The sequence below is a fragment of the Shimia sp. NS0008-38b genome (genome assembly GCF_040370365.1).
GTDB lineage: Bacteria > Pseudomonadota > Alphaproteobacteria > Rhodobacterales > Rhodobacteraceae > Shimia.
The window spans coordinates 1101545-1115412 of record NZ_BAABWQ010000001.1 but is presented as its reverse complement, the minus strand read 5'-3'; the positions used below and the strand labels follow the sequence as shown (position 1 = coordinate 1115412).

The window sequence follows — 13868 nt, the reverse complement described above, 5'->3', positions numbered from 1 at the left end:
TGTGGTGTCAGTCGGTGCCGCGGTATGGTTCAACGTATTGCAGCGCCATGTCCCACGGAAAGAAGATCCAGGTGTCTTGGCTCACGCCGGTGATGAAGGTGTCGACTTGTGGTTCGCCCTGCGGTTTCGCGTAGACTGTAGCGAAATGTGCCTTGGGGTATGTTTCACGCACCAGCTCAAGCGTTTTGCCCGAATCCACCAGATCGTCGATGATCAAAATGCCATCACCATCTCCCATCAGGTCGGTGTCAGGGGCTTTGAGAATCTGCGCCTCGCGTCGCTGATCTGATTTTCCGCCGCCAGAGTGATAGGATTTCACTGAGATTGTGTCTACCACGCGGATGTCCAGCTCGCGCGCCACGATCATTGCAGGGGCCATGCCGCCCCGGGTAATGGCGACAATTGCGCGCCAGGCACCGTTGTCGGGTCCTTTACCATCCAGCCGCCAAGCCAATGCACGGCTGTCGCGGTGAAGTTGGTCCCAGCTGATGTGGAACCCTTTTTCGTGTGGCAGACGCTCGCTCATGGCAGACTCACCCTCATGTTTAAAAAGTTTGCGCTGTTCTAACAGAAGGCCCAAGCGGAGCAAACCATTTGCGCCTGTTAGGGGGCAGAGATGCGGTATTTGTTGTTCGCAACAAATACGTCCGGTGGGCGTCTTGTTGTTTCAAATGCGTGATAGGCGGGAGCAAGCTTGCTCCAGAAATCGTGCCACTCTGAGTGGCTTTCTTGGCGCAGCCTGATCGCGGTTGGGTGAAAAGGAAAGGCGTGAACAGGAACAAAGCTCTGGCCATTGGAAAGTGCCGCTTCGACCAGAACATAGATTTCTTCTATGGCGGGATCTGTCATTGCGTAACACCCAACTGAAAGACAGTTGCCGTGAACCATCAAATGGCTGCCAGTGCGATTCTGTGCGCGGTCATAGGCGTTGGGAAATCCAAGGTTGAAGGACAGGTGGTATGCACTGTTTGGATTTAGTGCGGCTTTTGAGACCCTGTAGAAACCTTCTGGTGACTGACGGTCGCCCTCACGCAGCTTCGGACCGAGGCTGCCTGAAAAACTGCAAATCGGGTAGTTTTTGAACAGTACATAAGTGCCATCGGTTGACTCGACCCAGATTTCGAGTTCGCGTTCCTCTTTGAAAATGCGAATGAAAACGGGAGCGCCAAATCTGAGGTCTTTGTCAGTCAGAGCGCGGGTGAGTTTTGCCGATTGGAACTCTCTGATTTCAGAAATATCGGCACCAAGGCCGAGATGTTCTATCACGGGAGCGGGTAAATGGTGGCGAAGGCGATAGGTCGAAACGCTCGCCACCAGACAGATCAAAACAAGAAATAAAACACGTCCAATTGCGCGCTTCATTTAACGTCTGTGTTATTTCTTACCCGCGTCGATGTCTGGCGCATCAACGGCTTTCATGCCGACGATATGATATCCAGAATCCACGTGTAGGTTTTCACCGGTCACGCCGCTGCTGAGATCAGACAGCAGGTAAAGTGCAGAGTTGCCAACGTCATCAATGGTGACATTGCGGCGCAGAGGCGAATTTAGCTCGTTCCATTTCAGGATATAGCGGAAATCGCCAATGCCGGAAGCTGCAAGTGTTTTGATCGGGCCTGCGGAGATTGCGTTGACGCGAATGCCATCTTTGCCGAGGTCTTCGGCGAGGTATTTCACCGAGGCTTCCAATGCTGCTTTGGCTACGCCCATTACGTTGTAATGTGGCATAACCTGTTCTGCACCGTAGTATGTAAGCGTTAGGGCAGATCCGCCGTCCTTCATGAGCTTCTCTGCGCGCTGCATCACAGCGGTAAAAGAGTAAACAGAGATGTCCATGGTCATCAAGAAATTGTCTTTGGACGTTTCAACGTAGCGGCCACGCAGCTCGTTTTTGTCGGAAAAGCCAATTGCGTGAACGATAAAGTCGATTTTGCCCCATTTGGCTTCGATGTCGGAAAACGCAGCATCAATCGATGCAGGATCGGACACGTCACAATCAATGAGTGTTTCCACACCCAACTGTTCAGCAAGTGGTACGACACGCTTTTTGAAAGCATCACCCATATAGGTAAAGGCCATCTCGGCTCCCGCATCAGCACAGGCCTTCGCGATACCCCAAGCAATGGACTTGTCGTTTGCAAGCCCCATAATCAGGCCCCGCTTGCCTGCCATGAGTTGATTTGACATCCGGTACACTCCGTCCCACTTCGTTATTGCAGACCTTTAGGCGATTGCACCTGTTGCATCAAGGGCTTCGCCCGGCATGAATGAACATGAATGAAAGAGTGTATTGGGGGATTCCCAATCGAACGGAGGCAGACATGAGTGAACGCAGCGGAATTTTTGCAGGCGACGATCCATTTGAGATCGCACGTATTTGGTTGAAAGAAGCAGAAGTATCTGAACCCAATGACCCGAATGCGATTGCTTTATCTACGGTGGATGCCTCTGGCATGCCGAATGCACGCATGGTTCTCTTAAAGGATATCGAAGACGGGGCTTTTGTCTTTTACACAAATTACGGCAGTGCCAAAGCGCGAGAAATCGAAAAGTCGGGAACAGCAGCTTTTGTGATGCACTGGAAAAGTCTGCGCCGTCAGATTCGTGTAAGAGGACACGTTAAGCGCGAGGAAGGAAACCAGGCGGACGCATATTTTGAGTCGCGGAGTTTGAAGAGTAAACTGGGAGCTTGGGCGTCCGAGCAGTCTCAACCGCTGAAATCGCGCACAGATTTGATGGCGAAAGTGGCAAAAATGACAGCTCAACACGGCACGAATCCCCAACGTCCTTCTTTTTGGGGAGGATTTAGGCTTGTTCCTGCCGAAATAGAGTTTTGGGCAGATGGTGCATTTCGAATGCATGATAGGTTCCGTTGGACCCGCGAAGCTCCTGAAAAACCGTGGGAAATTGTCAGGCTTAACCCTTAACTCGTTAAAACTTTAGCTAGCAAGCGCATGAAATGCATGGATTTTTGCGCTTGCCGAACCGCGTGTGATGCAGCAAAGTCTGTCTCATCATGGGGATGATACAAACTAAGGTTGAGGCATTGACTACACTAGAAAAAGACACCACCCGCACTATGGGCGTGGTGAAATGGTTCGATCCGGTCAAAGGATTTGGTTTCATCGTATCAGATGACGGTGGGCCAGACATCTTGTTGCACGCAAATGTATTGCGCAACTTTGGCCAGAGTTCTGTGGCGGATGGGTCTGAAATTGACGTCACCGTACAAGTGACAAATCGCGGTGCGCAAGCCGTGGAGGTGCACGGCATCGATGCGCCAGAGAGCGAAAGCACAATCGCCCTTGCTGATTTTGAAGGTATGGATCTGGATGACATCCGATCAACGCCTTTGGAGCCCGCACGGGTGAAGTGGTTCGACAAAGGCAAAGGTTTTGGCTTTGCGAATGTTTTTGGCCGACCAGAAGATATCTTCTTGCATATCGAAGTGCTGCGTCGGTCTGGCCTAAGTGATCTTCAGCCGGGAGAAGCCTTGGCGTTGCGTGTGATCGACGGTAAACGTGGTCGCATGGCAACCGAGGTATTGGCGTGGGAAAACGCGGTTTCAGACGAATCTCAAAGTTAGTTGATGCTGGCCGAGTGGCCAGCATTTTAATTGTCGTGCTGGCAACACTCGGATGGCCTCCATCCGTTGCCGCGCAAAGCGTTTGCCGGGAAGATGCGCTTTGGCTCAAAGGTGACTGGGGCCAAGCGCGCTTTTCTGTCGAAGTCGCGGATACCCATGCTGAACGTAGTCGGGGATTGATGAACCGTCCCAGTATGCCTGCCAGCGCTGGTATGATCTTCATTTATGAGCGAACTGGTCCGGCATCTTTTTGGATGCGCAACACACTGATTCCCCTCGATATACTCTTTGCAGATGAAAGAGGCGTGATTCAGCACATCCACCACAATGCGATTCCGTTGGACGAAACCTCGATTTTCGGGGGGCAAGCCGTGCGCTATGTGCTCGAGATAAACGGTGGATTGGCAAAATCTCTGGGAATTACAGAAGGTACTTTAATGCGCCACCCAAATTTTTTACAGGAAATTGCAAACTGGCCTTGTTAGGGGGTTTTCATTCCCGAAAAGGAGAGCTAAACGGTGCCACGGTCCGGGGCGTAGCGCAGTCTGGTAGCGCACCTGTTTTGGGTACAGGGGGTCGCAAGTTCGAATCTTGCCGTCCCGACCATGTTTCCAGTTTTGGAACAACATCAAAAAGGCGAGGCGTCATTGCCTCGCCTTTTTGATGTTGTCTTTGGTCTTTTTTCGAATTGCCTTCGATCACCTGGCCAAAAAAAGGCGCCACAGTGTGGCGCCTTCGAACGGTAAATCCGACCTGCGTTAGAGCAGTGCCAGATCAATCGCGCTTTCGCGGCCGTCGCGACCAGCTTGCAGCTCGTAGCTGACTTTCTGGTTGTCGGCCAGGCCGGTCAGGCCAGAGCGCTCAACTGCGGAAATGTGTACAAATACGTCTTTGCCGCCTTCATCAGGTGCGATAAAGCCGAAGCCTTTGGTGGTGTTGAACCATTTGACGGTGCCAGTAGCCATCGTCGTTTCTCCTAAAATTATGCTGTCCGCAAAATGCGACAACCCGGCGGGTATCTGGATCGAAAAGCTGTGCCGGTAGAAGCAGAGGGTCGACGATAGAAACTGCGCACCTCCCATGTGATTTGATATAGCGCAGAAAACAAGACCTGATTGGGAGCAAACCGGCCTAAATCGGGGTTTTTTGGCCAATTTCACCTATTTTTCACAATTCGAGCGGGTGTTCGCTGATGGACCAGCTCGGAATATCGCGGGCAATCGAGTGAGAGTTTGGGATCGAATTCAGCCCTCGGGCGCCCGCATTTTGGGCGGAAAAGCACATCAATTGCAGTGGAAGATGGGTTCATTTAATTTGACCAATCGGTAAATTTTTTATTGATCGGTAAAGGAAGCTGTGTCAGCCTGAAATTAGTAGCCAACAAGGTGTATGGGGAGGTTCCATGTCCAACACACCCTTTAGCGACGGCATTCAGGCAGGGCGACTGAGCTCTGCTGATTTGTTCGAGAATTTTGGGGATTTGCATCCTCGTTTTGATGATCACGAAGCGCTTGTCGCGGCTGATCGTTGTTATTTTTGTCACGACGCGCCCTGTATGACGGCCTGTCCAACAGACATCGATATTCCACTGTTCATCCGACAGATCGCAACAGGCACGCCGGAGGCGGCGGCGCAAACGATCTTCGACCAGAACATTCTGGGTGGCATGTGCGCGCGGGTGTGCCCCACCGAGACGTTGTGTGAACAAGTCTGTGTGCGAGAAGCCGCAGAAGGCAATCCTGTAGAGATCGGCCGTCTTCAACGCTATGCCACGGACGTTTTGGTTGACGCGGGTGTTCATCCATTTGAACGCGCCAGCAGCACGGGAAAGGCCGTTGCCGTTGTTGGTGCTGGTCCTGCGGGTTTGGCAGCGGCGCACCGGTTGGCCATGCATGGCCACGACGTCACAGTATATGACGCACGCGCGAAAGCAGGGGGGCTAAATGAATTTGGTATTGCGGCCTACAAATCGGTTGAAAGCTTTGCTGAGCGCGAAGTTGAATGGCTGCTGAAGATCGGCGGCATCACCGTTGAAACCGGAAAGAAACTCGGCGACGAGCTGTCGATGAGCGGTTTGAAGGCTGACTTTGACGCGGTTTTCCTGGCAATTGGCCTAGGTGGCGTTAACGCGCTTGGGCTTGATGGCGAAAACAAAACGGGTGTTGATGATGCCGTAGATTTCATTGCGGACCTGCGCCAAGCCAAAGATCTGTCCAAGGTAGAGATTGGCCGTGACGTCGTGGTGATCGGCGGTGGCATGACTGCCGTGGATGCGGCGGTGCAGGCGAAGCTGTTAGGTGCGTTGAACGTTTCGCTGGTGTATCGGCGCGGCAAAGACCGCATGAATGCGTCTGCGTTTGAACAAGATCTTGCCGCGTCTAAAGGCGTGCGGATCATCACAAACGCTTCGCCGAAAGCTTTGATCGGCAACGGTTCTGTCTGCGAGATCGAATTTGAATACACTGACAATGATTTGAAACCGACCGGCCAAACCGTGCGTTTGACTGCAGATCAAGTGTTCAAAGCCATTGGACAGACTTTGGAGGGTAAGGACCTTCCAGAACTGGAATGGGGGAAGATCAAAGTTGATGAGGCTGGCCGGACATCAGTGGAAGGCATCTGGGCTGGGGGCGATTGCGCCTCAGGCGGTGATGATCTGACCGTGACAGCGGTGGCTGAAGGGCGCGATGCCGCCGATGACATTCACGCCGCGTTGTCGGCGTAAGAGGAGATAAGCAAATGGCCAATCTCGAAAGTGATTTTGTAGGGATCAAATCCCCAAACCCGTTCTGGCTCGCCTCGGCGCCGCCAACGGACAAAGAGTATAACGTACGTCGTGCCTTTGAAACGGGCTGGGGCGGCGTCGTGTGGAAAACCTTGGGGGCGGAAGGTCCTCCTGTCGTGAACGTCAACGGGCCGCGCTACGGGGCCATTCATGGTGCAGACCGACGGTTGCTTGGCTTGAACAACATTGAGCTGATCACAGATCGGCCGTTGGAAGTTAACTTGGAGGAGATGACACGCGTTAAGCGGGATTATCCGGATCACGCGCTGATCGCTTCTGTGATGGTGCCTTGTGAGGAGGATGAGTGGAAGCGTATTCTTCCAACGATCGCAGAAACTGGTTGTGACGGGTTTGAGCTGAATTTCGGCTGCCCGCATGGTATGGCAGAGCGTGGCATGGGCTCCGCTGTTGGTCAGGTGCCAGAGTATATCGAGATGGTGTCGCGCTGGTGCAAAGAGACCACGGATTTACCCGTGATTGTGAAGCTGACACCAAATATCACCAACGTGTTGTACCCGGCCGAGGCTGCGCTGCGCGGCGGTGCAGATGCGGTGTCTTTGATCAACACGATCAACTCAATCACCTCGGTGAACCTGGACATGATGAGCCCTGAACCAATGATAGATGGTCAAGGCTCGCACGGTGGATATTGCGGCCCAGCGGTTAAGCCGATTGCGTTGAACATGGTTGCGGAGATTGCCCGCAATCCGGAAACCGCAAATCTACCTATCTCTGGTATTGGTGGCGTCACAACATGGCGCGATGCGGCCGAGTTTATGGCCTTGGGTGCGGGCAATGTGCAGGTTTGTACGGCCGCAATGACCTATGGCTTTAAGATCGTTCAAGAAATGATCTCTGGCCTATCTCAGTGGATGGACGAGAAAGGCTATACCTCAACAGCGGACTTCGTTGGTATGGCGACACCGAACGTGAAAGACTGGCAGCATCTGAACCTGAACCACATCACCAAAGCGGAGATCAATCAGGATGATTGTATCAAATGTGGTCGGTGTTATGCGGCGTGCGAAGACACCAGCCATCAAGCGATTGCGATGTCGGAAGATCGTGTGTTTACCGTGAAGGATGAGGAATGCGTGGCCTGTAATTTGTGCGTTAACGTGTGCCCAGTAGACAACTGCATCACAATGCGCACGCTGGAGGTTGGCGAATTGGACGAGCGTACAGGCAAGCTTGTTGAAGCTGACTATGGGAATTGGACCACGCATCCGAACAACCCTGCTGCCACCGCTGCTGAGTAAGGCCATCTGCAAAACAAAAAAGGGAAGCCGGGCGATTGCCCGGCTTCCTCACCTATTTAACCGCATTGGTTACGCAACGTGCCTGAGGGAACTTTCTACCATTTCATCTGGCGCGTCCCACCCAAGTTTGTCGGCAACAGCGTCTGTTTTACGCACCTGAAGCCAATGACGTGAGTCCAGTTTGAATTCTGGTTCCACAAAGTCGATGACACTTTGGATGTTGTCGCGCTCGATATTGTAAATCAGAAGCCGATCACGCTCTGCCTCAAAAAAGGTCTGCACTTTTTCCAAGTGACGATCAAAATCATCCGCCCAACTTGAGATGACATCTCTAGAACTTATGTCCCGGCGTTTCATTTCTCGACGTAAGTACAATCCGTTGGCGTGGCGTACGCGGCTGCGCAACCAGTTTTCTTTATCACGGGTGTTCATGAGAAATTTTGCTTGCGGGTGGTTGCGGGCAAATATCGGAAACCGCTTGTAGTTCTCCACGATAGTGTCGCCGCGCTTATATTCCATGTCAAAAAATGCGGTGAAAGGTTCAAGGCCTTTGAGTGGATCATGACCAGCAAGGATATTGTTGTGGATGTGCTCTTGGGGGCTGCGCATGCCCAGAACCCCTCTGCGTCGGCGTTTCCAGAAACGTCCGCCGCTATGGAGCGCATAGTGCCCCGACCTGAGAAACAAAAAGAATAGTGCGCTGGTGGCACATTTGTTGTGCCCGATCTGAAACAGAAGCGGTTTCGTGCTCATTTGCCTGCCTGCAATTTTGTTTTAGTTTTTGTATATTTTTATTAAATTTAGCGCAGGAGCGCCAAAAATTCAAAAGAAACAAAGTGGTTGCAGGTCAGGTGTCGCTAGAATGCAGCACTTCTCCATATTTCGCGGTGCTGTTTGTTTGGGACTACGGGGACAAAACCTTGCGAAACAGAACGTCCAGATAGGTGTCGGCACCGTGCATGGTTTCCGTTTCATCGGGCATCAGAACGCGCACTTGTGCATCAAAGTCGGCGTAGTGCTGGGTTGTCGCCCAAATCGAAAAGATCAGATGCCGCGGATCGATATCAGCTATTTTTCCGCGGGCGATCCATTCGGAGATCACTTTGGTTTTCCGTTCCACCAAAGGCTTCAAGTCACTTTCTAAGTGTGGCCCCATACGGGGTGCTCCTTGCAAGATCTCGTTGGCAAACAATCGGCTTTCGCGAGGAAACTCGCGGCTCATCTCCAATTTTCGGTGCACATAGGACATAATTTCAGAGATAGGATCCCCGTCAGGGTCCATATGCTCCAATGGATCAAGCCAAGTTTCCATCAATTGGTTGAGCAAAGTGGCGTGAATGTCTTCTTTGCCATCAAAGTAATAGAGGATGTTTGGCTTGGACAAGCCTGCCTCTTCGGCAATCAAATCCAACGTCGCACCACGAAAGCCATGACTGGAGAAAACCTCAAGAGCGGCATCCAGAATGCGTTTGCGGTTGCGTTGTTGAATGCGGCTTGGTTTGCGCGTTTGGGCCTCGGGCATGTGTAACGTTCCGTAACTCTTTGTTTTTACGCTAACGAAGGTGAGGCGTTGGGTCCATAGGCCAAACGGCTATGTTGCCGTATCGTCAGGGATTGCGCCGATGCCACGCAGAATGATGCCCTTCACGCTGGCTTTTGCGTCTTCCCATTGTGCATCCGACAGGGGCGCACTTTTGTTGAGGGTTTCGATCTGGTGCCCAAAGTCGGCGTAATGTTGAGTTGTGGCCCAAAGCATATAGAGCAGGTGGCGCGGATCGATAGGTTCCATCCGACCTTCCGAGATCCAACGTTCGATGACGTCAATCCGGCCGTTGGTCCATTCGGTCAGTGTGGTTTCCAGGTAATCCTGAATCACGGGTGCGCCATGCATCACTTCACTTGCCCAGACTTTTGAGCCCTCCGGATGGCGGCGTGATATCTCCATCTTTGCGTCAACGTAGGCCCCGATCCCTTCTGCTGGACCATCCGCTTGGTCAAATGAATCCGCTGCTTGGAGCCAGATTTCAAAGATATTCTGAACTACCTGCCGATAGAGTAACTCTTTGGTTGGGAAGTAGTAATGTAAGTTTGCTTTCGGGAGGCCTGCGACGTCCGCAATGAGCTGCATGGTGGCGCCGCCAAAGCCTGCTTCGGCAAAAACTTTTTCTGCTGCTGCTAAAATCAGCGTCTCTGCCTCTTGGCGTCGCAGTTTTTTGCTGTTTGAGGCGCGTGTTGTGGACATCGGATGGACCTTAAGAATTTTCTTGACCGGTTGGTCAAGGTGTGGTGCTCTGACTTTGACCATACGGTCAGGATGGTCGCGAAAGCAAGAGCCCCACAAGCAAGGGTATAATCCAGCAGATCGCGGAACTTCGGCCAGAACAAGGGAGTGTTAAAATGGGTGCGCCCGGTGAGAACCTAAAGGTGAATGCAGATCGGCTGTGGGACAGTCTGATGGAGATGGCAAAGATTGGTCCGGGCATTGCGGGCGGCAACAACCGACAGACGCTGACAGATGACGATGCAGAAGGGCGCGCGTTGTTTCAGACGTGGTGTGAAGCCGCTGGCATGACCATGGGCGTGGACACGATGGGCAATATGTTTGCCACGCGCACCGGTGAAGACCCCGAGGCGCTTCCGGTTTACATGGGCAGTCATTTGGACACACAGCCGACGGGCGGCAAGTATGACGGCGTGCTTGGTGTGCTTGGGGGGCTGGAAGTTGTGCGCTCAATGAACGATCTGGGTATAAAGACCAAACACCCGATTGTGGTCACCAACTGGACCAATGAGGAAGGCACGCGCTATGCGCCTGCTATGCTGTCATCAGGTGTGTTTACCGGGCGGCATACGCAGGATTGGGCTTATGATCGCGTGGATGCCGAAGGCAAGAAGTTTGGTGATGAGCTGAAGCGTATTGGCTGGGTTGGCGATGAAGAGGTCGGTGCGCGCAAAATGCATGCGATGTTTGAGTTGCACATCGAGCAGGGGCCCATTCTGGAAGCGGAAAAGAAAGACATCGGGGTTGTAACCCACGGTCAGGGTTTGCGTTGGATTGAATGCACGGTGACCGGCAAAGAGAGCCACACGGGTTCCACGCCAATGCCGATGCGTAAAAACGCAGGACGAGGATTGGCGCGGATCACCGAGCTTGTGCATGAAATTGCGATGAAGCATCAGCCCAATTCAGTGGGCGCGATTGGCCATGTGGATGTCTATCCAAACTCACGCAACATCATTCCGGGCAAGGTGGTGTTTACCATCGATTTCCGTAGCCACCTGCAAGAGGTGATTGACGCGATGCTGGCGGAGTTTGAAGAGAAGGCGCCGAAGCTGTGTGAAGAGATTGAGGTGGGGCTAGATTGGGAAATCGTAGGCCAGTTTGATCCGCCCGCCTTTGACGAAGGCTGCGTGAGTGCTGTGCGCGAAGCGGCGGAACGTCTGGGATACAGCCACATGGATATTGTCTCTGGCGCGGGACATGACGCCTGCTGGATCAATGATGTGGCCCCAACAGCGATGATCATGTGTCCTTGCGTGGACGGGCTTTCACACAATGAGGCGGAAGAGATTTCCAAGGAGTGGGCCAGCGCAGGCACGGATGTGATGCTGCATGCGGTGCTCGAGACTGCGGAAGTTGTGGAGTGACATCCGCTTCGTCCATAGTCTCAATTGAAGGAAGCGCCATCCATGATTGGCCGAGTTTTCACGACGAATTTTCGGTCAAAATTGGCTTTCCTTCGTTCTATGGTCGCAATGTTGATGCATGGATAGATTGCATGACGCACGTGGATAATGTGGCCAGCGGGTTGAGTTCTGTGACTGTGGATAAGGGCTACTTGCTTACATTGCAGATTGTCGATGCATCGACTTGGGCCAAAAAATGCTCGGACGTATGGGCGGGTTTTCAAGAAATGGCGGCGTTTGTGAATTGGCGGCGCATAGAACAGGGTGACGGTGCCGTATTGGCGCTTTCATACTACGTTTAGGGGAGAATAGTCATGACCACCAAAGTCATTAAGAACGGCACCGTTGTGACCGCAGATCTGTCTTACGAGGCGGATGTGCTGATTGAGAACGGGCAGATCATCGAGATTGGCAAAGGCCTCAAGGGTGATGAAGAGCTGGATGCGACCGGCTGTTACGTGATGCCAGGCGGGATTGATCCGCATGTGCATCTTGAGATGCCGTTTATGGGCACCTATTCCAGCGATGATTTTGAGAGCGGCACAAGGGCTGGTCTGGCGGGGGGCACCACGATGGTGGTGGATTTCTGTCTGCCCAACCAAGGCGAGAGCCTGCTGGATGCGATCAAACGCTGGGACAACAAATCCACCCGCGCGAACTGTGACTACTCCTTCCACATGGCGGTGACCTGGTGGGGTGAGCAGGTCTTTAACGACATGCAGACCGTGATCCAGCAGCGCGGGATCAACACGTTTAAGCACTTCCTCGCCTACAAGGGCGCGTTGATGGTGAATGACGATGAGTTGTTTGCCTCGTTCAACCGTCTTTCCGAGCTCGGTGGGATTGCCATGGTGCATGCCGAAAACGGTGATGTGGTTGCCGAGATGACCGCGAAGCTGCTGGCAGAAGGCAACAACGGCCCTGAAGCGCATGCCTATTCGCGCCCTAGCCAAGTTGAAGGCGAAGCCACCAACCGGGCGATCATGATTGCCGATATGGCGGGTGTGCCGCTGTACGTGGTGCACACCTCCTGTGAAGAGGCACATGAAGCCATTCGCCGTGCACGTATGCAGGGCAAACGCGTGTGGGGTGAGCCGCTGATCCAGCACCTGACGCTGGATGAAAGCGAGTATTTCAACCCGGATTGGGACCATGCTGCGCGTCGGGTGATGTCGCCTCCATTCCGCAACCAAAAACACCAGGACAGCCTATGGGCGGGTCTGCAATCTGGCTCCTTGAGTGTGGTGGCGACCGATCACTGTGCCTTCACCACCGAGCAGAAGCGCTATGGCGTGGGGGATTTCTCGAAGATTCCGAATGGCACCGGCGGGCTTGAAGATCGCATGCCGATGCTCTGGACCCATGGGGTCGAGACCGGCCGTTTGACGCCAAATGAGTTTGTGGCGGTGACCTCGACCAACATCGCGAAAATTCTGAACTGCTACCCTAAGAAGGGCGCGGTTCTGGTGGGCGCGGATGCGGACCTTGTGGTTTGGGATCCAAAGAAAACCAAGACAATTTCCGCAGGCAGCCAGCAGTCGGCGATTGATTACAACGTCTTTGAGGGCAAAGAGGTCAAAGGCCTGCCACGCTTTACGCTGACACGGGGGCAGGTGGCGGTGCATGACGGAGACATCCGCACACAGGAAGGCCATGGCAAGTTTGTGGAACGTGAAGCCAACACCACGGTGAACAAGGCGCTGAGCACGTGGAAAGAGCTGAGTGCGCCGCAGCCTGTAAAGCGTTCGGGTATTCCGGCGACAGGGGTGTAACCGAGCCGATGCTAACGCTGTTGCTGTTTATTGCGATTATTGTAGCAATGACGCTTTGGATAGCGGCAGCGCTTATGGCTGTGGGGCAGCGTGTTGGCGGGCGCGTCGGCGTGCTTGCTTGCGCCGTACTCATGGCCGGGCTCGTCCTTTTTGTCATGCTGGAGATGTATGCGATCCTGGCTTGTGGAGAATGGCAAGCTAGGGGGGAACCCGGGCCAACTTGTGAAGCGCCGGACAGTTTCCTTGTGCCGGTGATAGCCCGTTTTGTTGGCCCGATTTGTTTGATTGGGCTTGCTGTTTTGACTGTAATTAGGCTTCGCAAAACGCCAACAGTAAATGAAACGGTGGCATCATGAGTGTTTCATGGCACCAAATCCTCAAGCTCGGGCAGAAGTTTCACGCTTTCCTGCTCGTGCGGGTCGGTGCGGGCGATGATGGCGACGGCTTCCACCTCGCCGGTGTTGATCGGCAGGTGGGGCACGCCTGCGGGGATGTAGACCAGATCGCCGGGGTCGGTTTTCATAAAGTTTTCCAGCCTTTCGCCCCAATACATCACCGCGTTGCCCTCCATCACATAGATCGCCGTTTCGTGGCTTTCGTGCAGATGGGCTTTGGCGCGGCCGCCGGGCGGGATGCGCAGAATGTGCATGCATATGGCCTGCGATCCGGTGGTTTCGCGGGCGATGCCCTCAAAATAGCTGAAACCTTGCTTGCCAGCATAAGTCTCGCCAGGGCGCAGCTTTTGGCACTTGTTGGACATAGAAGAAGACGTCATCAGG

17 protein-coding genes and 1 tRNA gene are annotated in these 13868 nt (G+C 53.4%); 10 read left to right on the top strand and 8 right to left on the bottom strand.

The annotated features are described in order from the left end of the window. Positions 1-7: 7 nt before the first annotated feature. From gpt to fabI, 3 genes are all read right to left on the bottom strand, one after another. A complete protein-coding gene (gene gpt, locus ABWV47_RS05435; RefSeq protein WP_353309194.1) occupies positions 8-526 on the bottom strand; it encodes a xanthine phosphoribosyltransferase in 519 nt (172 codons plus the stop codon). A gap of 77 nt (positions 527-603) precedes the next feature. Beyond that, on the bottom strand, positions 604-1266 hold the full coding sequence (locus tag ABWV47_RS05430; protein WP_353309192.1) for a L,D-transpeptidase family protein: 663 nt from the start codon (positions 1264-1266) through the stop codon (positions 604-606). A gap of 108 nt (positions 1267-1374) precedes the next feature. After that, positions 1375-2187 carry an enoyl-ACP reductase FabI gene (fabI, locus tag ABWV47_RS05425; protein ID WP_353309189.1) on the bottom strand — a complete coding sequence of 271 codons (813 nt, stop codon included), beginning with the start codon at positions 2185-2187 and terminating at the stop codon, positions 1375-1377. A gap of 134 nt (positions 2188-2321) precedes the next feature. Between fabI and pdxH the strand changes: the two genes are divergently transcribed. From pdxH to ABWV47_RS05405, 4 genes are all read left to right on the top strand, one after another. Then, the gene (gene pdxH, locus ABWV47_RS05420; RefSeq protein WP_353309187.1) at positions 2322-2927 is read left to right on the top strand and encodes a pyridoxamine 5'-phosphate oxidase; all 606 of its coding nucleotides are present in this window, start codon (positions 2322-2324) and stop codon (positions 2925-2927) included. A gap of 95 nt (positions 2928-3022) precedes the next feature. After that, positions 3023-3586 carry a cold-shock protein gene (locus ABWV47_RS05415; RefSeq protein WP_502959680.1) on the top strand — a complete coding sequence of 188 codons (564 nt, stop codon included), beginning with the start codon at positions 3023-3025 and terminating at the stop codon, positions 3584-3586. Between the two features lie 14 nt (positions 3587-3600). After that, a complete protein-coding gene (locus ABWV47_RS05410; protein ID WP_502959679.1) occupies positions 3601-4071 on the top strand; it encodes a DUF192 domain-containing protein in 471 nt (156 codons plus the stop codon). Positions 4072-4115: 44 nt separating this feature from the next. Next, a tRNA-Pro gene (locus ABWV47_RS05405) sits at positions 4116-4192 on the top strand. A gap of 152 nt (positions 4193-4344) precedes the next feature. Here the strand turns inward: ABWV47_RS05405 and ABWV47_RS05400 are convergent. Then, entirely contained in the window at positions 4345-4551 is a 207-nt protein-coding gene (locus ABWV47_RS05400) for a cold-shock protein (protein ID WP_353309185.1), read from the bottom strand. A 437-nt stretch (positions 4552-4988) separates the two neighbouring features. Here ABWV47_RS05400 and ABWV47_RS05395 point away from each other — a divergent pair, with 437 nt between their 5' ends. Together ABWV47_RS05395 and preA are read left to right on the top strand one after the other, a co-directional pair. Further along, positions 4989-6311 carry an NAD(P)-dependent oxidoreductase gene (locus ABWV47_RS05395; RefSeq protein ID WP_353309183.1) on the top strand — a complete coding sequence of 441 codons (1323 nt, stop codon included), beginning with the start codon at positions 4989-4991 and terminating at the stop codon, positions 6309-6311. Positions 6312-6325: 14 nt separating this feature from the next. Then, a complete protein-coding gene (gene preA / locus ABWV47_RS05390) occupies positions 6326-7630 on the top strand; it encodes an NAD-dependent dihydropyrimidine dehydrogenase subunit PreA (protein WP_353309182.1) in 1305 nt (434 codons plus the stop codon). Positions 7631-7699: 69 nt separating this feature from the next. Here preA and ABWV47_RS05385 read toward each other — a convergent pair whose 3' ends face one another. The 3 genes from ABWV47_RS05385 to ABWV47_RS05375 all read right to left on the bottom strand — a co-directional run bounded on the left by ABWV47_RS05385 (position 7700) and on the right by ABWV47_RS05375 (position 9872). Then, positions 7700-8239: a sulfotransferase family protein gene (locus ABWV47_RS05385; RefSeq protein WP_353309179.1), complete on the bottom strand. Its 540-nt coding sequence runs from the start codon at positions 8237-8239 to the stop codon at positions 7700-7702. A gap of 295 nt (positions 8240-8534) precedes the next feature. Then, positions 8535-9152 (bottom strand): TetR family transcriptional regulator C-terminal domain-containing protein, encoded by a 618-nt coding sequence (locus ABWV47_RS05380; RefSeq protein ID WP_353309177.1) that lies wholly within the window; start codon positions 9150-9152, stop codon positions 8535-8537. Positions 9153-9221: 69 nt separating this feature from the next. Beyond that, entirely contained in the window at positions 9222-9872 is a 651-nt protein-coding gene (locus tag ABWV47_RS05375; protein ID WP_353309174.1) for a TetR/AcrR family transcriptional regulator, read from the bottom strand. A gap of 155 nt (positions 9873-10027) precedes the next feature. Between ABWV47_RS05375 and ABWV47_RS05370 the strand changes: the two genes are divergently transcribed. From ABWV47_RS05370 to ABWV47_RS05355, 4 genes are read left to right on the top strand one after another with little or no spacing between them, the layout of a single operon-like run. Beyond that, on the top strand, positions 10028-11278 hold the full coding sequence (locus ABWV47_RS05370) for a Zn-dependent hydrolase (protein WP_353309172.1): 1251 nt from the start codon (positions 10028-10030) through the stop codon (positions 11276-11278). Continuing rightward, on the top strand, positions 11212-11619 hold the full coding sequence (locus ABWV47_RS05365; protein WP_353309170.1) for a barstar family protein: 408 nt from the start codon (positions 11212-11214) through the stop codon (positions 11617-11619). Before ABWV47_RS05370 ends, ABWV47_RS05365 begins: the two co-directional genes overlap by 67 nt. 12 nt (positions 11620-11631) lie before the next feature. Beyond that, entirely contained in the window at positions 11632-13089 is a 1458-nt protein-coding gene (gene hydA, locus ABWV47_RS05360) for a dihydropyrimidinase (RefSeq protein WP_353309167.1), read from the top strand. Between the two features lie 8 nt (positions 13090-13097). Next, positions 13098-13445 carry a hypothetical protein gene (locus ABWV47_RS05355; protein WP_353309165.1) on the top strand — a complete coding sequence of 116 codons (348 nt, stop codon included), beginning with the start codon at positions 13098-13100 and terminating at the stop codon, positions 13443-13445. A 5-nt stretch (positions 13446-13450) separates the two neighbouring features. Here the strand turns inward: ABWV47_RS05355 and ABWV47_RS05350 are convergent, their stop codons facing one another. Next, positions 13451-13864 (bottom strand): cupin domain-containing protein, encoded by a 414-nt coding sequence (locus ABWV47_RS05350; protein WP_353309162.1) that lies wholly within the window; start codon positions 13862-13864, stop codon positions 13451-13453. Positions 13865-13868 lie beyond the last annotated feature (4 nt).